At 62.5% G+C, this 21,224-nt stretch carries 15 protein-coding genes; 8 read left to right on the top strand and 7 right to left on the bottom strand.

The window, feature by feature from the left end:
• Window positions 1-8: 8 nt before the first annotated feature.
• The 7 genes from VIM98_RS05920 to VIM98_RS05950 all read right to left on the bottom strand — a co-directional run bounded on the left by VIM98_RS05920 (window position 9) and on the right by VIM98_RS05950 (window position 7,776).
• Complete coding sequence (locus VIM98_RS05920; RefSeq protein WP_331992172.1) at window positions 9-1,421, bottom strand: hypothetical protein; 1,413 nt, start codon at window positions 1,419-1,421, stop codon at window positions 9-11.
• A 69-nt stretch (window positions 1,422-1,490) separates the two neighbouring features.
• The gene (gene cysI, locus VIM98_RS05925; RefSeq protein WP_331992173.1) at window positions 1,491-3,155 is read right to left on the bottom strand and encodes an assimilatory sulfite reductase (NADPH) hemoprotein subunit; all 1,665 of its coding nucleotides are present in this window, start codon (window positions 3,153-3,155) and stop codon (window positions 1,491-1,493) included.
• 4 nt (window positions 3,156-3,159) lie between these two features.
• Entirely contained in the window at window positions 3,160-4,962 is a 1,803-nt protein-coding gene (locus VIM98_RS05930) for an assimilatory sulfite reductase (NADPH) flavoprotein subunit (RefSeq protein ID WP_331992174.1), read from the bottom strand.
• A gap of 170 nt (window positions 4,963-5,132) precedes the next feature.
• Window positions 5,133-5,363 carry a hypothetical protein gene (locus tag VIM98_RS05935; protein WP_331992175.1) on the bottom strand — a complete coding sequence of 77 codons (231 nt, stop codon included), beginning with the start codon at window positions 5,361-5,363 and terminating at the stop codon, window positions 5,133-5,135.
• Between the two features lie 79 nt (window positions 5,364-5,442).
• Window positions 5,443-5,619, bottom strand: a complete 177-nt coding sequence (locus VIM98_RS05940) for a hypothetical protein (RefSeq protein WP_331992176.1) — start codon at window positions 5,617-5,619, stop codon at window positions 5,443-5,445.
• Between the two features lie 132 nt (window positions 5,620-5,751).
• On the bottom strand, window positions 5,752-7,317 hold the full coding sequence (locus VIM98_RS05945; RefSeq protein WP_331992177.1) for a PAS domain S-box protein: 1,566 nt from the start codon (window positions 7,315-7,317) through the stop codon (window positions 5,752-5,754).
• Between the two features lie 3 nt (window positions 7,318-7,320).
• On the bottom strand, window positions 7,321-7,776 hold the full coding sequence (locus VIM98_RS05950; protein WP_331992178.1) for a response regulator: 456 nt from the start codon (window positions 7,774-7,776) through the stop codon (window positions 7,321-7,323).
• Between the two features lie 87 nt (window positions 7,777-7,863).
• Here VIM98_RS05950 and VIM98_RS05955 point away from each other — a divergent pair, with 87 nt between their 5' ends.
• The 8 genes from VIM98_RS05955 to glgX all read left to right on the top strand — a co-directional run bounded on the left by VIM98_RS05955 (window position 7,864) and on the right by glgX (window position 21,050).
• Complete coding sequence (locus VIM98_RS05955; protein WP_331992179.1) at window positions 7,864-8,232, top strand: response regulator; 369 nt, start codon at window positions 7,864-7,866, stop codon at window positions 8,230-8,232.
• 494 nt (window positions 8,233-8,726) lie between these two features.
• Window positions 8,727-10,166 (top strand): glycogen synthase GlgA, encoded by a 1,440-nt coding sequence (gene glgA, locus VIM98_RS05960; protein WP_331992180.1) that lies wholly within the window; start codon window positions 8,727-8,729, stop codon window positions 10,164-10,166.
• A gap of 31 nt (window positions 10,167-10,197) precedes the next feature.
• Complete coding sequence (glgB, locus tag VIM98_RS05965; protein WP_331992181.1) at window positions 10,198-12,384, top strand: 1,4-alpha-glucan branching protein GlgB; 2,187 nt, start codon at window positions 10,198-10,200, stop codon at window positions 12,382-12,384.
• Window positions 12,381-14,141 carry a malto-oligosyltrehalose trehalohydrolase gene (gene treZ / locus VIM98_RS05970; protein WP_331992182.1) on the top strand — a complete coding sequence of 587 codons (1,761 nt, stop codon included), beginning with the start codon at window positions 12,381-12,383 and terminating at the stop codon, window positions 14,139-14,141. Before glgB ends, treZ begins: the two co-directional genes overlap by 4 nt.
• Window positions 14,138-16,084, top strand: a complete 1,947-nt coding sequence (gene malQ / locus VIM98_RS05975; RefSeq protein ID WP_331992183.1) for a 4-alpha-glucanotransferase — start codon at window positions 14,138-14,140, stop codon at window positions 16,082-16,084. Before treZ ends, malQ begins: the two co-directional genes overlap by 4 nt.
• Window positions 16,077-18,665, top strand: a complete 2,589-nt coding sequence (treY, locus tag VIM98_RS05980) for a malto-oligosyltrehalose synthase (RefSeq protein WP_331992184.1) — start codon at window positions 16,077-16,079, stop codon at window positions 18,663-18,665. Before malQ ends, treY begins: the two co-directional genes overlap by 8 nt.
• A complete protein-coding gene (locus tag VIM98_RS05985) occupies window positions 18,662-18,850 on the top strand; it encodes a DUF2934 domain-containing protein (protein ID WP_331992185.1) in 189 nt (62 codons plus the stop codon). The genes treY and VIM98_RS05985 overlap by 4 nt, the downstream gene beginning before the upstream one ends.
• A complete protein-coding gene (gene glgX, locus VIM98_RS05990; RefSeq protein WP_331992186.1) occupies window positions 18,840-21,050 on the top strand; it encodes a glycogen debranching protein GlgX in 2,211 nt (736 codons plus the stop codon). The genes VIM98_RS05985 and glgX overlap by 11 nt, the downstream gene beginning before the upstream one ends.
• The last annotated feature ends 174 nt before the right edge of the window (window positions 21,051-21,224 follow it).

A 21,224-nucleotide genomic window follows, 5' to 3' on the forward strand; every position in this document is an offset into this window, starting at 1 on the left:
CTTTTTGTTCAGACGCCGACCCCACCAGTACCGGGCCCTGGCCCTGGTCCGCGCCCACCCGGCTTGCCGAAAAAGTTGGCTACCGATTGCACCCCTTTGACCTGCGAGGCTTTTTGCAGCTTGCCGGCACTCGTTCTTCCATCGAGCTTTGGCGCCTCGGGACGTTGCTTCTTTAATGCCGACTCATCCGGCCCCGGAACGCGTGACGGTGCCTGCAAGACAGGAAAAGCGCCCGGTACCGACGGCGGCGTGCCTTGATGCGAAGGCGGCAGGATGGGAGCAAACTGTGGCGCGTGCTGCCGCGGCAACAGATCCTGGCTTGCTGGCGTCGTGGCACCGCGCTTTCTGGTAGGCGGAGAGGCATCCTCTTGCACCCGCGGCGGCGAGGATGCGCGGTGAACAGGTACATCAGGCGAGCGAGGCGCCAGGGATGGCACCGCATCGGGCAAGCTCGGAGCGACAGGTTGCACCGAGCTGTTGCGCCTTGCCGGCCCCGGATTGAAGAACTCCGCCATCGTTGGCCCGGAACGATCTCTTTCGGGATGAAAATCGGTTTCGCGAATTTTGCCGGCTTTGCTGAAGCCATCTTTGGTTTGATAGGCAGCAGACAGCTTCAACTGTCCATCCTCGCGATGAATGAACTGCAACGACTCGAACTTGAAGGCGCCGCCATGCTCTTCATGCGCCGACCTGAAATACTTCAAGGCATCTTTTTTTGAAAGATTGGAAGCATTGAGATCGATGAGCAGGCGTTGTTCATGCTGTCCTTGTGCAATGGCATTGCGGCCCGCGAATTCCTTACCGAAGAAGCGATCGCCCCCAAGGTTGCCTTCGAACAGATCCTTCAGCCCCTGTATCGGTGCACTGTTGCCATAAGGCTTCGGCACCTTCAGCTCGACGTCGATGGGGCGCGATCGATCGCCTTTTCTCACGACCAGATCGGGGAATGTCTTGCCGTGCCAAACTTCTGCCGCCGCCCTGCTTGGGTCCTGACCGGATTCCTCGGCCAAGGCCTTAGCCTTGGCGACTTCGGCGCGGACACTGCGCTGCTCCTGGCCCGTCGGGCCACGATGGCTGAATGCCGGTTCGATCGCGAAGGAGCGTTTCTTCGCGTCGTCGACCAAGCCTCCAAATCGATAAGCGACGCGTTTTTCGCCACCCTCGCTGCGCTGGACTTGCAGGAACTCGTACCCAGCCGCATCGAGCACCTTGGCGGCAAAGCGATAAACTTTGGGATCGGACTCCTGATACTCGGCGCCCGACGCAAACCGTTGCTGCTCGCCCCACCAATTCAGTGGTTTCTGCAAACGATTAGGTAATTTGCTGTTTTCTTTTCTCTTTTCGGAGCCCAGCCGATCCCAGTCGCTGGTCAGCGAGTTCGAATTCGTGCCCGGTTTCTTCGGTGGACCGTTGCTCCACATAGGCCTTCCCCTGCCCGTACCCCGGGGCGGAGCTTACGACAACGCCCGTGACGGCGCGTGTGCCGGCGATCAGGGATCCAGCACGAGCAAGGCACGACGCTCGAGGAAATCGCCGAAACGCTCACCCTCGACCCGCTCGGCGGCATAGCTCGCCAAAAGCGGATCCAGCGCAGTCAGGATCGCCTCTTCGTCGACATTGATCCGGTAGGGGCGATTGAGCCGCTGTCCACGCGCATCGGCCCCCAGTCGCAAATCGTAGCGTCCCGGTGCGCGACCGATCAGAGCGATTTCCCCCAGATAGGGACGCGAGCAGCCGTTCGGGCACCCGGACAGGCGCAAGTGGATCGGCGCGTCGCGCAAACCATGACGGTCCAGCAAGGTTTCCAGCTTGTCGACGAAATCGGGGAGATAACGCTCGGCCTCGGCCATGGCCAGGCCGCATGTCGGCAACGCGACGCAAGCCAAAGCATGCACGCGCACCGCACTATGCGTCTTGTAGCCATCCAGGCCGTACTGCTCGACGAGCGCGTCGATCGCCGCGCGTTGCTCCGCCCTGACGCCGACGATGATCAAATTCTGGTTGCAGGTCAGCCGGAAGCCGCCTTCATGAACCTGTGCTACTTCGCGCAAGCCGGTCAGCCAGCGCCGGTCGCCGGCATCGGCCAATCGGCCCGCGTCGATCTGCAAGGTCAACTGCCAGCGCCCGTCGGTCGCCTCGGTCCAACCGAATCGGTCGGCATTGTGATCGAAGCGATAAGGCCGGGCAGCGTCCAGCGCACTACCCAGGCGCCGCTCCACTTCGGCCTTGAACGCCGGCAGGCCATGCCGATCGATGGTGTATTTGAGTCGCGCATGCTTGCGCTCGACGCGGTCGCCCCAGTCGCGCTGTACGGCGACGATCGCCTCGGCGGCCGCCAGTAACCGGTCCGGAACGACGAAACCCATGATGTCGCCCAGGCGAGGATACGTACCCGGATCGCCGTGGGTCGCTCCCATGCCGCCACCGACGGCCAGATTGAAGCCGCGCAGCTCACCTTGTTCGATAATGGCGATCAGCCCGAGATCCTGCGAAAACACATCGACGTCATTGAGCGGCGGAACAGCGATGCCGATCTTGAACTTCCGCGGTAGATACGTCGGCCCATACAGCGGCTCATGCTCGACTGGCCCATCCAGGGGCTGACCGTCCAGCCAGATCTCATGATAGGCACGGGTCTTCGGCTCCAAGTGCTCCGACAATCGAACCGCCCAGGTGTAGGCCAATGCGTGCGCGGCGCTCTCCACCGGCTGCGCAGTGCTGACCACATTGCGCGCCACATCGCCGCACGCGGCGATCGTGGTCGCCATCGCGCGATCGATCGCTGCAATGGTCGGCTTCAGGTTGTGCTTGATGATGCCGTGCCATTGAAAGGTTTGCCGGCTGGTGATGCGCAGCGTGCCGTTGGCGTACTCGCGCGCCAGGCGATCGAATACCAGCCATTGCTCCGGGGTGACCACGCCGCCAGGCAGGCGCGCACGCAGCATGAAACTGTAGGCAGGCTCCAGCTTCTGCCGCCGACGCTCCTCGCGCACATCGCGATCGTCCTGCTGGTAGCTGCCGTGAAACTTGATCAGCTTGGTATCGTCGTCGGCGATCGCACCGGTGACAGGATCGCGCAGTCCTTCAGCGATACTGCCGCGCAGGTTGCGACTTTCGCCTTTGATGCGTTCGAATTCGGAGGGATAGTCGCTCATGGCCTCAGTACACGTCGCGGGCATAACGGCCCTGTTTAAGAAGATCGTCCAGCCACTCCCGCGCGCCCTCGGGGCTGCGGCCACCGTGGACCTGGGCGATATCGATCAGGGTCGCATGAACGTCCTTGGCCATCGCCTCGGCATCGCCGCACACGTAGAGATAGGCGCCGGCGCTCAACCAGTCATAAAGTTCGGCGCCACACTCCCGCAGCCGATGCTGTACATAGATCTTTTCGCGCTGGTCGCGCGAGAACGCCAGATCCAGCCGATGCAGGCTGCCGTCACGCAACGCCTCCTGCCACTCGGTCTGGTAGAGGAAATCGCTACGCGAGTGCCGGTTACCGAAGAACAGCCACTGCCTTCCGGATGCGCCTCTTTCGCGCCGCTCCTGCACGAACGCACGAAACGGCGCCACTCCGGTCCCCGGTCCGATCATGACGATGTCGCGTGATGGATCCTCAGGCAGGCGGAACCGCTCGTTGGATTCGACGAATACGCGGGGAGCCAACCCTTCGCCTCCGTCGGCAAGGAAACCCGAGGCGGCGCCGCGATGGGATAAGCCATGCGCAATGAAATCGACAACGGTCACCGTCAAATGCGCTTCTTCCTCGCCCACCGCCAGCGGACTGGAAGCGATGGAGTACAGGCGCGGCGTCTGCACGCGCAACGCATCGACCAGTTGTTGTGCGCTCCAACGCGGTCGATAACGATGCAGCAGGTCCAGCGGGCGATACTCGCGCAGGAGGCTGCTCAGCGCGGCCTGGTTTCCCGGCGCCAACGCCTCGGCGAGGTCGCTGTCGGCCAACGCAAGCGCAGCGACGAACGGCCGGCTCAGACGGGTCAGCTCCAATTCCGTCGACAGCCAACGCGACAGCGGCAGCTCACGACCGGCACGGTTTGCCGGCGCTTCCGCATCCAGCCCGAGCACCTCAAGCCAGGCAGCCACATCGGCAGGCGAATGCTCCGGCCAGATGCCAAGTGCATCGCCCGGCTGATAGCGGAGGCCGGAACCGGCCAGGGATATCTCTAGATGCCTGACCTCGCGCTCGCTATCGCGGGCAACGATGCGCTGATTGGCCAGCACGGCTGCGGCAAACGGCGTTTCACGCGTATACGTAGACACCGTGGCGACTGGCAACGCGTGTATCGATGCCGGGGCGTGCGACGCGACCGAGAGTTGCTCACGTGCCCGGACCAGGGCTTCGTCCAGCCAGGGGGCGGCAACCTCGTCGATGTCCAGATCTGCCTCGCCGGCAGCGAACAGGCGACTGGCGCCCAGCTCGGCCAAGCGGGCGTCGATAGCCCGCCCGATCGCGCAGAACTCCGGATAACTCGAATCGCCCAAGCCCAGTACAGCGAAACTTAATTGCGATAACGCCGGGGCACGCTTGCCGGTCAGGAAATCGAACAGGCCGCGCGCGTCGTCCGGTGGCTCGCCATCGCCCTGGGTGCTGATGACAACGAAGAGCAAACGCTCTTGTGCCAAGTCCCGCGAACGGTAGGCATCGGCTCTGACCAGTCGGGCCGGCAGCCCTTCGCTTTCCAGTTGCCGCATCAGGCGCTCGGCCAATCGCTTGGCGTTACCGGTCTGGCTGCCGTAAAGCACCGTCGCCGGCGGCTTGCTTGCCGGAGCCACCGCGGCGAGGCTTCGCCCCACCGCCGGACGCTGTTCCGCCAGGGCCGCGCTATGGGCGGCCACGGCGTAAAGCTGTGCCGGACTCAAGCCGCGCACCAACTCCTGCAGCAACACCAGCTTATCTTCGTCGAGGCCCGATACGGTCGTGTCGGGCCGGGAAACCGCGTTCACATTGCCACCTTTGGATGTCTTTACGGCTCGACTTCCAAAGGTATCGCTAGCCCTGCAAGAGGGTAAAAGGACTTATGGGCATGAGCTTATGCATGCCCTTCATGTGCTCGACAAATGCAACAAAGGAGCCGCGGCGACGAACGCGCCGCGGTCCTCGTCGCGCAGCCGACTTAGTGGCCGGCGGTGCCGGCCGAAGCCGGTGGCGTGCCCGCAGTGCTGGCGGGAGCCGGCGTAGTGGCCGGCGCGCTCGGCGGCGGTGTGGTCGGTGCTGTCGAAGCCGCCGGCGGCGTTGCCGCAGTGGAGCCCGCTCCCGGTTGCATCTGGTCGCTGTCGTGCTTCTGGCAACCACCCAAGGCCAGGGCGACACCTGCGGTCACGATACAAAGGGTCAAACGATTCATGGAGTTCTCCTTAGGTATTGCGTGCGCAACTTACGCGGAGACGCCGCGGCGCGGATGCGCCGCGGTGCCGTGTCCGGGACTAATGATCCCGATTCTTATGACTCTGATCGCTCGGACGACCCTGTTGCTGCCCTTGTTGCTGATTGTCTTTCGGGCCGGCCTTCTTGCTTTGTTGCTGGTCCTGGTTCGGTTGAGCATGCTTGCGTTGCTGCTGGTCGTTCATGCTGCCGCCCGCGTTACGTTTCTGCTCGTTCATATTCCCGATCCTCCGCTAGGTTGCACGCAGCTGCGACGCCACGCAAGACCGCAGCCGCCCCGGCAGCCTGATCGCTCCCATTGAAAGGCGGCGCGCAGCGGCCATCAACAGGCTCTTCTACAAACGTGAATCCTATGCTTCGGTGGACTGCCAGGCCGGCAGGTCCAGTTCCACCCGGGTGCCTTTACCCAGCTGCGAGTGCAGTCTCACAAAGCCGTGCGACTGTTTCACAAATCCATGAATCATGGATAACCCAAGCCCGGTGCCCTGCCCCATGGGCTTGGTCGTAAAGAAGGGATCGAACGCGCGCGCAGCCATCTCGCGAGTCATGCCGATGCCATTGTCCTCTACGACCAGGGACGCATAGACCTTGCCATCTTTCTCCGATGCCGCCGCACGCGTGGAAATCTGCAGCAACCCGCCATTGGGCATGGCATCGCGGCCGTTGATCACCAGGTTCAAGAGGGCCGTTTCCAATTGATTGGCATCGCACAAGACATGCACGGGCACCTCATCCAGGTGAATGGCGATATGTATCCGCTTGCCTACAGTGCGCTCCAGCAACTCGGTCATCGACACCACTAGCCGATTGACGTCCACCAACGTCGGGATCAGCGGCTGCCGGCGGGCGAATGCCAGCAGACGGCGAGTCAGATGCATGGCACGTTCGACCGAGCTCATGGCTTTGTCCAATTGCTCGTCCGCCTGCTCGACTTGGCCGCGCCGCAGGCGTATCTGCGCGACCTCCAGGCCGCTCGTGAGCGCCTGCAGGATATTGTTGAAATCGTGCGCGACGCCACCGGTCAATTGACCGAGCGCATCGAGCTTCTGCGACTGGAACAACTGCGCGCGCATTTCTTCCAGCTCGGACTCGGTCGCGCGCTGCTCGCTGACGTCCTGCACGATATAGGCAAAGCCATGCAACGCTCCCAGGCTATCGCGCAGCGCACGCAGCTGAATATGTGCCATGAAACAGTTGCCGTCCTTGCGCCGGTTCCAATGATCCGCCTCGTAGCGGCCAACTGCGGTGGCGATACCTATAATGCGATCCACCTCCCCGCTGTGGGCGGCCTCCGAACCGGGAAACAGCCTGGCCAGGCCGGCGCCGAGGATTTCTCCGGCTCCATAGCCAGTGAGGCGCACCGCGCCGGGGTTCCAATCGCGAATGTGCCCTTCGGCGTCGAGCATGCACAAGGCATAGTCGGGCACGCTTTCGACGAATAACCGATAGCGGCGCTCGCTCTCCTCTAATCGTGCCTGGGCCTCCCAGCGGTCGGTTACATCGCGCGTAACCTTGGCAAAGCCGAGCAGTTGACCGTCCGGAGCTCGTATCGCATCGATCGCGACCAGCGCTCGGAAACTGCTGCCGTCGCGCCGCACGCGCCAGGCCTCGCCATTGAAGCGACCCTCTTCGGCCGCCTTCGCCAGTGCAATGGCAGGCATGCCCCGCAGCCGATCTTCTTCGGTATAAAACATCGAAAAATGCCTGCCCAGCACCTCCGCGGCTTCATACCCCTTGATCTGGCGCGCACCGCTGTTCCAGCTCGTGATGTAGCCGTCGGGATCGAGCATATAGATCGCGTAGTCGACCACGGACTGCACAAGCAGTTGATAGCTCGCTGCCACTTGTGCTTCATCCGTCTCCACGACCGTGGCCGGCGACAGCAAGCCAAGTAAGTTATCTTGACTTAAGGGCATAGCTCATCGCTGCTTCTTGGTCCTGGCGCACGCTTCCTCGACCACCGTCAACAAGGTCTGGCGGCCGAATGGCTTGGGTAAAAAACGCATATCGTCCTTGAGCGGCGTATCGGCCCAGCCGAGGTCGCCTGAAACGACTATCACGGAGGCATCGACCCCGCGGGAGCGCAATTCATAAGCCAATTCGATACCGTTGAGCCCGTCGCGCAAGTTGACGTCGGTAAATACCGCGCCAATGTGCGGATGCTCACCAACGAGCCGCAACGCTTGGGCGGCGTTCTTCGCTTGCCATACCTGATATCCGGCGTCTTCCAGCAACAGGCTGGTGACTTCCATGACATCTACATCGTCCTCGACTAATAATACCTCTTCCACACAAACCTCAACGCGCCAGTAACTTGCGAAAGTGCACCCCAGGGCTGGTGACGGTCTTGTGACGACAACGGCACCGAAAATCATTCCTAGAAAAATCAGGAGTTTTCACGCTGACGTCATGAATATCTAGCCAATGTATACGATCTGCAAGATAACTCGGATGACCGGCCTATGAGTTCCATTCTGGTGATCGACGATGAACCGAGCATACTGGATGTCACCACCGCACTTCTGACCGCCTACGGCTACCGTCATTACGCCGCCCAGACCCCCGCGACAGCCATGCAATTGCTGGCCGAGAATGACGACATCGATGTCGTACTGGCCGATGTCAACCTCGGCAACGGCGTCGATGGACTGCGTGTAGCACACGATATCGCTGCCAGCGGCTGGAGCGGTGCGTTCATTATCGTGTCCGGCGATCCGGAAGCCTTTGCCGGACGGCGTCATCATTTGGAGCGAGCGCAATTCCTGATGAAACCGTATGGACGCAAAAGTCTGATCGAGGCGCTAGAGTCCGCTCGGTCGATGATGCATTGAGCCTTGCCGGCTTGGATCGCGACTTTTCGCGACCGCTGGAAACCTCTAAGAGCCTCTCATCGTTGTCCAGCGCCGGCTTACGCTGGAGCGACAGTAAAAGCCTGAGTCCTAAAGCTACAAGAATGTACGCCTTACAACGGATCGTCATTCGTAGATCGGGAGTCGACGCCGCCCGCATTGTCAATGATCGGACATCTCGTCGAAATCTTTTTGGTGCTCATTCCTCACAATCTTTAACGCTCCCTTATACACTCGCTTGATTGACACCCATCTACATTGGCTGCAAGCGCAGCCAATATCCGGTCTCGCTGATCTCTTTTTCTCGATGTACACGGCCGGGATCCCTGCCTTGCCGCGTGCGATCCGATGCGAGGCATACAGCGACAATGACGGCGATAGTCGAGCCCGGCAATTCCCAGACACGAAGGCGCCAAGGACACGCGTCCAGTCGCGATGGATCCGCGCCGGCTTCTTTGCATCGTCGCAGCGAACGCATGTTGCCAGCACCGGCACGCAGCGCTCTATTTGTCACTACCGAGATGACCGATTTCGTCAAGACCGGCGGCTTGGGAGATGTAGCCGCGGCGTTGCCACGCGCGCTGCGTGCCACGCAGGACATTCGGGTGCTTATCCCCGCATATCCCTGTGTGCTGGCCAAGGCGCGCTCGATTGTCTGGGAGGGAAGCACTCACGCGTTCGCCGGACTGCCCGAAACTCTGATCGGTCGCCTGCAGACCGACGATGGGCTTACGGTCTATGTCGTGCACCAGCCCGCGCTGTTCGAGCGCGAGGGATCGTCGCCCTACGTCAGTCCGATCGGCGGCGATTGGTCCGACAACGCCGTGCGGTTTGCCACCCTCTCCTATGCCGCCGCGCAGATCGCCGCCGGTCAGGCCGGACTCGACTGGCATCCGGACGTGTTGCATCTGAACGATTGGCCGACCGCCCTGGCTGCCTGCTATGCCCGCTGGCACGGTCATGCGACGCCGACGGTGCTCACTTTGCACAATCTCGCCTATCAGGGGCTGTTCCAACAAACGATGCGCCCCGCCCTGGGCATACCTCGCCATGCCACGGAGATGGAGTTCCATGGTTACATGTCCTTCCTGCGGGCAGGCCTGGTTCATGCCGACTACGTCACCGCCGTGAGCGAGAGCTATGCACATCAGATCGTTCTACCTGCTCACGGCATGGGCCTGCACAACCTGCTGGAAAAGAAGGCCGTGCAAGGGCGCCTGACCGGCATTCTCAACGGTATCGACCCGACCTGGAACCCAGCAGTCGATCCAGCACTGGCCGAACCTTTCTCCGCCGACCGGATGGCGACGCGTGTGGCGACATCCGAGCGGATGCGCACGGAATTCGGCCTGGACGCATCGAGGGGACCACTGTTCGCCTTCGTCGCGCGCCTGGTGCACCAGAAAGGTATCGATATGGTCTGCGATGCCGCACCGCAAATCGTCGCAGCGGGTGGGCAACTGGCTGTCATCGGCTGCGGCGACGTGACGATGGAGCGTGACGTGGCGCGGCTGGCTCGGCGCTTTCCCGGCAAGGTCGGCGCACACATCGGGTTCGACGACGCCATGGCGCGACGCATGTTCGGCGGTTCGGATTTTTTGCTGATGCCATCGCGGTTCGAACCCTGCGGCCTCAGCCAGATGTACGCCCAGGCATATGGCAGCCTACCTATCGCGCATGCCACTGGCGGACTGATCGATACAATCGAAGACGGCGTCACTGGGCTGTTATTCCAGCAGCCGACGGTAGCTGGCCTGCGCCAATCCCTGCAGCGCGCCTTCCGGATCTTCGAAGAGCCCGCACTGCTAAGCGCCATGCGCCGCGCAGCCATGCTCGAACGGCACGACTGGAGCGGTCCGGCCCGACAGTACGCCTCGCTCTACGCCCTGGCCGCTCCGACACGCGCAGCGGCTTGACGCCATGGGCTCGCCGCGGGAACACCCACCGATGGCCGATGTCGGTCATGACCGCAGTCAATGGGCCCTGTTGGCCCAGGGGCGCCACGCCGATCCGTTTGCACTGCTGGGACCGCACCGTACAGCCGACGGATGGATCGTACGAGTCAACCTGCCAGGCGCTGTCGCCGTGACGATCCAGCGCAACGATGGCTCGCACTGGGGCGAGGCCAAACGTGTCGCCGAAGGCCTGTTCATAACTCAGGGCGGTGACGATCCAGGCCGCTATCTCGTCGTCGCCCAATGGCCCTGGGGTATCGAACGGCAACCCGATGCGTATGCCTTCGGCGCCCTGCTCGATGAAACCATCCTGCAAGCATTCCATCGGGGCAGCCTTGATCGGCCGGCGGAAGCTATGGGCGCTCACCCTATGCGCATCGACGGTATCGACGGCGTGCGCTTTGCGGTATGGGCGCCCAATGCCGCACACGTGTCGGTTGTCGGCGATTTCAATCGCTGGGACGGACGCCGCCACCCAATGCGCTTGCGGCATACCGCGGGTGTGTGGGAGATCTTCATTCCGGCCGTGGCTGCCGGCGCACATTACAAGTACGAGATCGTCGATGCGCACGGGCATTCGCTACCGCTCAAGGCCGACCCGTATGCCCGGCAGATGGAATTGCCGCCCGCATCGGCTTCGATCGTGCCCGCCGAACTCAAGGTGTCCTGGCACGACGCGGCCTGGATGGAGGGCCGCGCGCACACCCAGCGCATCGAAGCGCCGTTGTCGATCTACGAGGTCCACGCCCCCTCCTGGCGCTACGGTGCCGACAACCGCCCGCTCAACTGGGACGAACTGTCGAGGCAATTGATTCCGTATGTGCTGGACATGGGCTTTACGCATATCGAACTGCTGCCGATCAGCGAGCACCCGTTCGGTGGATCCTGGGGTTATCAGCCGTTGGGCATCTATGCACCGACCGCGCGCCTGGGCCGTCCCGAAGCTTTCGCTCGTTTTGTCGATTCCTGCCACGTCGCCGGCATCGGCGTCATCGTCGACTGGGTAAGCGCGCACTTCCCCAACGATCCACATGGGCTGCAACGCTTCGACGGTACGGCGCTGTACGAACATGCCGATCCGCGCGAAGGTTTCCATCGCGACTGGCATACGCTGATCTTCAACTTCGGCCGTCGCGAAGTCGCACAGTATCTTATCGGCAATGCGCTGGAATGGCTGCAACGCTTCCATCTGGATGGACTGCGCGTCGACGCGGTCGCCAGCATGCTCTATCGCGATTACAGCCGTGCCGAAGGCGAATGGATCCCCAATCACTATGGCGGCCGCGAGAACCTGGAGGCCGTCGAGTTTCTGCGCGAGTTGAATCGCCAGGTAGAAGAGCACTGTCCAGGGGCGCTAGTGATTGCGGAAGAGTCGACCGCCTGGCCTGGCGTCACCGCGCCGGTCGAGCATGGTGGCCTGGGCTTCCACTACAAATGGAATATGGGCTGGATGCACGACAGCCTCGGCTATATGCGCCGCGATCCGATCTATCGCTCGCATCACCATCACGACCTGACCTTCGGCATGACTTACGCATTCGCCGAGCGGTTCATCCTGGCGTTATCGCACGATGAAGTCGTGCATGGCAAAGGCTCTCTCCTGCAGCGCATGCCGGGCGATCATTGGCAACGGTTTGCCAACTTGCGCGCCTATTTCGGCCTGATGTGGGCACACCCTGGCAAGAAGTTGCTATTCATGGGCGGCGAATGGGGTTGCTGGAGCGAGTGGAACCACGACGCTTCGTTGAATTGGGCGCAATTGAACGATCCCTTCCATGAAGGTGTGCGCCGACTGGTCGCCGATCTCAACCGTATCCTGGTTCACGAGCCGGCGCTGCACCAAGCCGATCACCGTACCGAAGGCTTTGAATGGATCATGGTGAACGATGCCGCGCAATCGGTCTACGCCTTCCTGCGCTACGGCCACGATCGCAGCCAGCCCATCCTGGCGGTATGCAATTTCACGCCCCAGCCACGGCACGATTTTCGCGTCGGCGTGCCCGTTGGCGGTGCCTGGCGCGAGCTCTGTAACACCGACAGCAGCTTCTATGGCGGCTCGAATGTCGGAAATGGCGGCATGGTGTTCGCTACGCCCGATCCACGACACGGGCATTGCCAATCGCTGAACCTGCAATTGCCGCCGCTCGCCACGCTGATCTTGCGCGCGGAGGGCGAATGAGTCGAAGGATCGACCGGCGCCGCTACGGTGCCCAACCGATGGGCGATGGCGATACCTTGTTCCGCCTGTGGGCTCCGGACGCGAACAAAATTGCCGTCGTGACCGACGATGCCGCATATCCCATGCAAGCCCTGGGCGACGGTGACTGGGAAGCTACCGCGCCACTCGCGGCTGGCACGCGCTATCGCTATGAGATCGATAACCAGCGCGTGCCCGATCCAGCATCATGCGCCCAAACCGGCGATATCGACGGTGCCAGCATCGTCGTCGATCCGGATGCTTATCGCTGGCGCCATGACGCTTGGCGTGGAAGGTCTTGGGAAGAAGCGATCGTCTGCGAACTGCATGTCGGCCTGCTAGGTGGCTTCGACGGCGTGCGCGCGGCGCTGCCCGCGCTACTCGATGCCGGGTATACCGCCATTCAATTGATGCCGGTGGCGGAGTTCCCCGGTGCCCGCAACTGGGGCTACGACGGTGTACTGCCCTACGCGCCCGACGCGTCGTATGGCTCGGTCGAGGCACTCAAGGCGTTGATTGACGATGCACACGGCCTGGGCCTGATGGTGTTACTGGACGTGGTCTACAACCATTTCGGCCCCTACGGCAATTACCTGGCGACCTATGCCGAAGATTTTTTCCGCTCCGATACACCGACACCGTGGGGACCGGCTATCGATTTCCGGCGCCGCCAGGTTCGCCGTTTTTTTATCGACAATGCCTTGATGTGGCTCAACGACTACCGCTTCGATGGACTGCGATTGGACGCTGTCCATGCCATCCGTCCACGCGGTTTTCTCGAGCGCCTCGCCGATGCGATACGCCGCGGCGTGGATCCGGAGCGTCGTATCCATCTCATCCTGGAGAACGAACACAACGACGCACGCCTCTTGCGTGACGATTATGTCGCGCAATGGAACGACGACGGGCACAACGCATTGCATGTACTGCTGACCGGCGAGACGGAGGGCTACTACGCCGACTACGCCGGCGATCCGACTGCGGCATTGCAGCGCGTGCTGGCCGAAGGCTTCGCTTTTCAGGGGCAGCGCGATCGGCGTGGCGTGCGCCGCGGCCAACCGAGCGCACATCTGCCACCGACGTCGTTCGTGTTTTTTATGCAAAACCACGACCAGGTCGGCAACCGTCCCCTGGGCGACCGCCTGGCGTCCCTGTTGCCGTTGCCACGCTGGAAGGTAGCCACCGCGCTGGTCGCGCTGTGCCCGATGATTCCCTTGTTCTTTATGGGGGACGAATGGGCATGCGACACGCCGTTTTTCTATTTCACCAGCCATCCTGGCGAGTTGGCCGCACAGGTGCGCGAAGGGCGCCGACGTGAGTTTGCGCACTTTGCCGGCTTCAGCCATCCCGCGCAGCGAGAACGTATTCCAGACCCCAATGCGGCAGCGACATTCGATGCATCCCGCCCACGAGGCTCGGACACGGCGCTCGCGTTAGCCACGCGTACATGGTTCGGCGCCTTGCTCGGCGTGCGCAAACAACATTTGATACCCCACTTGCGTGGTACTCGCGCCGTCGCCTGTGCACGGCTAGGCAAATCGGCACTGCGCGCGCAATGGCAGCTCGCAGATGGTCGGCTCTGGACGCTCGGCTTCAATGTCGGAGCCGACGCCGTGGCTTGCATGGCGCCGGCCGGCGCTCAGCTTCTCCATGTCGAGGCACCTGAGGCCGAATCGCGGCCGTTCGATGGCGACTTGCCGCCCAATAGCCTGGCAGCCTGGATCGGAGGCGCCGAGTGAAAGGTTTGACGGTGCGTGAGCGTGCGGCAGCCGTCGGACTGCAACAGCAATGGACGGACACCCAGGGCCGCAAACAGCACGTCAATCATGCCACCCTCGAAGCCCTGGCCGATTGTCTATCCACGTCGGAGACGGATACCGCACCTTGCACGATCGTCGATATGGGAGACGACTTGCCAACCGGCACCGATGGTACGCGTGTGCACTGTTTCGACGAGCAGGATCGTGCCGTTCCGTTACTGGCCGGACGCCGCACCCGGTTGCGCGCGCCGCAGCAACCGGGTTACTACCGCCTGCGCGACGGAAGAACGGAACGCATGCTGGTAGTGGCTCCCTTACGCTGTTTCATGCCAGGCGATCTGGCGGCACAAGCGCAGCCGGCGATGTGGGGCCTCGCCGCCCAGGTATACAGCCTGGTGGGTAAAAGCGGTGGCCTGGGGACGAGCGCCGATGTCGCCGCACTCGGCCTGCGCATTGCCCAGGCCGGAGGCGATGCGGTCGCATTGAGTCCCTTGCATGCGAGTCCACCCGTTATCGATGACTTCAGCCCCTATGCGCCTTCGCATCGCGGCATGCTCGACTGGATGCAGATCGAGCCCAGCCAGGTCGTCGGCACCGACGCATGGCGCGATGCGCTGGCACATAGCGGCATGAGTACGGCATGGCTTCGAGCCGGGCGCCGCAGACAGCTGGACTGGCCCCAGCAGTACGCCATGCGCCGTCGTGCCATGCAGACCCTGTTCGAACGTTGGGGACGCAAGGATGGGCGCTGGAAACAATTTGCAGCGCAATCCGGCGAGTCGCTGCGATTGCATGCGGTCTTCGCCGCCCGGCAGGCGCTCGCTATCGAACGTGGCGAACACACGAGTTGGCAACATTGGGGCGCGGCCTGGAACCATCCGGACCCGGCCACCGTGACTGCCTTTGCAAGCCAACATGCCGCGTGTATGGATTTCGAACTGTTCCTGCAGTGGCTCGCCAATACATGCTGGCTACGGACGCGAGACGACCTGGCCCGGGCCGGCCAGCGACTCGGCCTGTGCTGGGATCTGGCAGTCGGGTTCATTCCCGGTGGTAGCGAAGCCTGGCAACACGCCGGGCTGACAATACGCGGCGCCTCGCTGGGTGCGCCCGCCGATGCTTTCAATCCGCACGGCCAGGCTTGGGGTATCGGCACGTATTCGCCGCAAGGCCTGTTACGCAGCGGATACCGCCCTCTCATCGAGCTCCTGCGTGCCTGCATGGCACGTGGTGGCGGTATCCGGATCGACCACATCCTGGGCTGGTCGCGTTTGTGGCTGGTACCCGATGGCGCAGACGCCAGCGAAGGTGCCTATGTACGCTATCCGCTAGAGGACATGTTGCGCCTGTTGGCGCTCGAATCCTGGCGACACCGCTGCGTCGTGATCGGTGAGGACCTGGGCACGGTACCGGCCGGCTTGCGTGCGCGGCTGGCCGGGCGTGGCGTGCTGGGCCTGGATGTACTGCCGTTTGCGCGCAATGCTCAGGGGCGCTTTCTGCCGCCGGGGCGCTGGCGGTCGAGCGCGGTCGCGATGAGCAGCACGCACGACCTTCCACCGCTGGCCGGATGGCGCGAGGCTCGCGATATCGAGGCGCTCGCACGCATTCAACATTGGCCCGAACGCATGCGTCGCAGCCGTATCGCCGCGCGCCGCCGCGACGTTGTCGCACTCGATCGCATGACGATGGCTGGCGGTACAACCACTCCGCTACGCGCCGCCGTGCGGGCCGTGGCACAGTCTCCCTCGCCGCTGGCCCTCATACCATTGGAGGACGCGCTCGGTAGCAAGCAGCAGGTGAACCTGCCCGGCACCCTGCGCGAGCATCCGAACTGGCGTTTGCGCGCGCATTGGGATCGACCCCAGTTAGCCGCGATGCTGCGGTGGGTCGATCGGCAACGCCGGAGCGTCCGGCATGACTGAGCTGCTCGGCACAGCGCGTTTGCAACTGCATCGCGGCTTCGACCTGCATGCGGCTGCCGCGCAGGTCCCTTACTTCGCACGCCTGGGCATCAGTCATCTCTATCTCTCGCCGATTGCTTCCGCGCGTACCGGATCGACCCATGGTTATGACGTTATCGATCCCGGCACGATCAACCCCGAGCTCGGTGGCGAAGCTGCCTTCATGGCATTGGCCGAGGCGCTGCATCGCCACGGCATGGGTGCCATCCTGGACATCGTGCCCAACCACATGGCGGCCGATACGGCCAATCCATGGTGGCGCGACGTGCTCGAACACGGCCGTGGCAGCCGCTACGCGGATTATTTCGATATCGAGTGGGACGCGCCCGATACCGATGGCCGGTTGTGGCTACCGATCCTGGGCGATCGACTCGACGCCTTGCTGTCGCGTGGCGAACTTTCGTTGCGTCAAGACGTTTTCGGCACCTGGGAACTCGCCTATGGCGAACTGCGTCTCCCGCTTTCACCACAAAGCCGGCAATGGCTGCGTGACGATGGCCTGATGCCCGGCACGCTGCAACGAGTGCTCGACATGCAGCACTATCGCCTGGCCTGGTGGCGCAGCAGCCGGGACGCGATCAACTATCGCCGTTTTTTCGATATCGACGGCCTGGTAGCGCTGGCGATGAACAGCGCCGATGTGTTCGAGGCTGTGCATGCCCTTCCCCTTCGCCTGCTCGCGCAAGGCCTCATCGACGGGCTGCGCATCGACCATATCGACGGCATCGCGCGACCGCGCTGGTACTTGCGTCGGCTACGGCGCGCAATGGACGAAGCGCGACGCGTACGCGGCAGCAACGCGCCGTTATATCTCTATGTCGAGAAGATTCTTGCCAGCCAGGAGACGCTATCGGCCACGTGGCCGGTCGATGGCAGCACCGGCTACGACTTCATGGATCGTGTCGGTGCGCTCTTGCACGATACCGCCGGGCAGCATGCCCTGGCGCGTTATTGGCAACGCCTCACCAACCGCGGCACGTCGTTCCGGCACGAAGAGCAGCAAGCCCGGCGAGAATGGCTGGACGCCGGTCTGCGAACCGACCTGGAACGCTGTACCAGGCAATGGCGCCGGTACCTGGCCGAACTGCCCGAGTACGGCGATCTGACCGTTGCCGCGGTCGAACGCGCCATCGGGCAATTGCTCGAGCGACTAGCCGTTTACCGCACCTATCTTGGCCCTGGCAAGCCATCACGCGCCGACCGCCACGCTTTACTTCAAGCTTTCGAGCTCGCCGATGCAGAAGCCAGTCCCGATGACCGCGACGCTCGCGCGTGGCTGCGCAAGCAATTGCTGGAAGTAGATCTGCAAACGCTGAAGCCGCCACAGCGTCGCTGCCTTCGCCGCGCACGCCAACGCCTGGAACAACTTGCCGCGCCGCTCAATGCCAAGGCTGCCGAAGACACCGCGTTCTATCGCTACGGCGTACTGCTGTCGCGCAATGAAGTCGGTAGCGATCCGGAACAGTTCGCGCTGTCGGTCGATGGCTTCCATCGCGCCATGGAACAACGTGCCACGCGCTTTGCGACCAGCTTGTCGGCCACTGCCACGCACGATCACAAACGTGGCGAAGATACTCGTGCCAGGCTGGCTCTGTTGAGCGAGGACCCGTCGCGTTGGACGGCGTGCTTCGGTCGCTGGATCGAGGAACTGCAGCGACAAGCCCCCGGTCCCGACGTCGCCGACATGCTCATGCTGCTGCAGATCGTGCTGGCAGCTTGGCCACTGCATTTGACGGACGACGACGAGGCGTTAGCCGCTTACGGCGAGCGCCTGGAAACCTGGTGGATCAAGGCGCTTCGGGAAGCCCGCCTGCGTACTTGCTGGACGACGCCCGATATACGCTATGAAGCACGCGCGCAGGCCTTGGTGCGACGCCTGTTCGGCGATCCGGCCTTGGCGGGTTTGCGCCAAGAGATCGGCCATGCGGCGCATAGGCTCGACGCTCCCGGCGCACTTAATGGCTTGGCCATGACCACCTTGCGTCTGACTGCACCCGGCGTGCCCGATCTCTATCAGGGCACCGAATTCTGGGATCAATCCCTGGTCGATCCGGACAATCGGCGCAATCCCGACTACGCCGCGCGCAATGCCCGTCTCGGTGCCGTGACCGAGGTGACCGCATTGCTGGCCGATTTCCGCAGCGGGTCTATCAAGCAGGCGCTCATTGCCGCCTTGCTTGCACTTCGCCGGCGCGCGCCCGAACTCATGCGGCATGGCGACTATCGACCTTGTCGCGTCACGGGCGCGGCGATCGGCCATGCGCTGGCGTTCGAGCGGCACTATCGCGGCCAGCACCTGCTAGTGGCGGTACCGCGTCTGTGCGCTGGCTGGCTGGCCCAGGCCACCGAACCCCGGGTGCCGGCTGCGTGCTGGGGCGACGCTACCGTGCTTGCGAGCGAAAACATCCGGCAACACGATCTTGTCAATGTACTGACAAATCAAACGTTACCTTCAATGACGGAACAGACATGGCAGTTATCGAATCTATGGGCGGCCTGGCCGGTGACCGTGTTGCTGGCAGGCTCACAGGCACTACGATGAGCGACCCCTCCGAACGGGAAGAACGTATACGCGAACTGGCCCATCGCATCTGGGAGTCCGAAGGTCGTCCGCAGGGCCAGCAGATGCGCCATTGGCAAATGGCCACTCGCCTGATCGAAGCAAGCGAACGCGCCGAAGAAGAACGCAAGCGCGACCATGATAGGCCAGAGGACGATGGCGACTGAGGCCCCCTCCGGCACCGCGCCGATCGACGTCAATGACGCCGCGCCGCACCCGGCGCGCCGGCCGTCGCGCGTCCGCGAAGGCGCGCCGTTTCCTCTCGGGGCGACCTGGGACGGCCTGGGTGTCAATTTCGCGCTGTTTTCTGCCAACGCGAGCAAAGTGGAGTTGTGTCTCTTCGATGACGAACATCGCGAAACCGAGCGCATCGCACTTCCTGAGCTTACCGATGAAATCTGGCATGGCTACCTGCCCGATGCGCGTCCTGGGCAAATCTACGGCTATCGCGTCCACGGACCCTACGAGCCCGATGCCGGTCATCGCTTCAATCCGAACAAACTGTTGCTCGACCCCTACGCCAAGCAGATCGTCGGCGAGCTGACCTGGCACGATGCGCTATTCGGCTATGTCATCGGCCATCCCGATGGTGATCTCAGCTTCGACGAACGCGACAGCGCACCGTACGTACCCAAGGCACGGGTGATCGACCCGGCATTCACTTGGGGGCGCCACATGCGCCCGCACACCCCGTGGGACCGCACCATCATCTACGAAACGCATGTACGTGGCTATACCATGCGTCACCCACGTGTCGCGCCCGAGTTCCGCGGCAGCTTTGCTGGACTGGCTACGCAGGAAATCATCGACTATATACGTTCGCTTGGTGTCAGCACTGTCGAATTGATGCCGGTGCACGCTTTTGTGGACGACAAGCATCTGCTCGAGCAAGGGCTGCGCAACTACTGGGGTTACAACACACAAGCCTTTTTTGCGCCGCATCCGCGCTATATGGCCACCGGAAGTATCGACGAGTTCAAGGAGATGGTCGCGCATCTACACGACGGCGGCCTGGAGGTCTTGCTCGATGTCGTCTACAACCACACTGCCGAGGGCAATGAGCTGGGGCCTACGTTATCGATGCGAGGCATCGATAACGCCAACTATTATCGACTTGCCGACGACCGCCGCCATTACATCAACGACACCGGCACCGGTAACACGCTCAACCTCAATCACGCTCGCGTCCTGCAGTTGGTCACCGACTCCTTACGCTACTGGGCCACTGACATGGGCGTGGACGGCTTCCGTTTCGACCTCGCCACCATCCTCGGGCGCGAACTGCATGGCTTCGATGAAAGCAGCGGCTTCCTCGATGCCTGCGCACAAGATCCGACCTTGAGTCAGCTCAAACTGATTGCCGAGCCTTGGGATCTCGGTCCTGGGGGCTATCAGGTCGGCGGCTTTCCGCCCGGCTGGGCCGAATGGAACGACCGCTTCCGCGATAACGCGCGTGCATTCTGGCGCGGCGATGAGGGCAAGTTGGCCGAACTTGCCACTCGCCTCACCGGTTCGGCGGACCTCTTCGAGCGCCGCGGGCGCCGCCCTTATGCCTCGGTCAACTTCATTACCGCTCACGACGGCTTCACTTTGAACGATCTGGTGAGCTACGACCATAAGCACAACGAAGCCAATGGCGAAGATAATCGCGACGGCACGGACAATAACTTGAGCTGGAACCATGGCGAGGAAGGTCCCAGCAAGGATCCTCGGATCCGCGCCCTGCGCAGTCGGCAGATGCGCAATATGCTTGCAACCCTGCTGCTTTCCCAAGGCACGCCAATGCTGCTGGCCGGCGACGAGTTCGCGCGAACCCAACAAGGTAACAACAACGCCTATTGCCAGGATAACGAGCTGACCTGGCTGGACTGGCAAGTCGCTTCACGCGCCAGCGATCTGACAGATTTCGTGCGCCGCCTGATCAAGCTACGCCATCGCTTCCCGCTGCTCCGGCGTAATCGATTCCTCAAAGGCGAACCGGAGGAGCCGTTCCAGATTCGAGACGTCAGCTGGCTCACACCCGATGGCGCAATGATGGAGGAAAGCGATTGGCAAGATCCCAGCCGCCATTGCCTGGGCATGCTGCTCGATGGCCGCGCTCGCCCCACCGGGATTCGTCAGCTCGGCGGCGACATCAGCCTGCTGCTGATCGTGCACAACGGCCATGAGCCTTCGTCATTTAGCCTGCCGCAGGTCGAGGGACTAGGCGATTGGCAGGTTCTGCTGAGCACCGATGCACAAGTACGCACTTCATCGCATCATGAAGCGATGAGCGATTTTCCGCTGGCACCTTGTTCATTGAGCTTTTTCCGCGCGAGGGCCAAACGGCGCGGGGAGATGGGTATCGCCGATGAACGTGGCGATTGAGGCCAAGGGGCGCCACCAATAAGCAGCAAGCGGTGAGAAGTGAGCGATAGCAAGCCGGTTGGTTATCGGCTTTTCTCTGCCGCGTCACTTCTCTTTACTGCCTTCTCCCTTATGGGATAAAGGGCGCAAATGAAGGATTCGTAGTCCTCGATCCTACTCATGCCCCTCAATCAC

It is taken from the genome of Dyella sp. (genome assembly GCF_036568765.1).
In the GTDB taxonomy this organism is placed as follows: Bacteria; Pseudomonadota; Gammaproteobacteria; order Xanthomonadales; family Rhodanobacteraceae; genus GSA-30.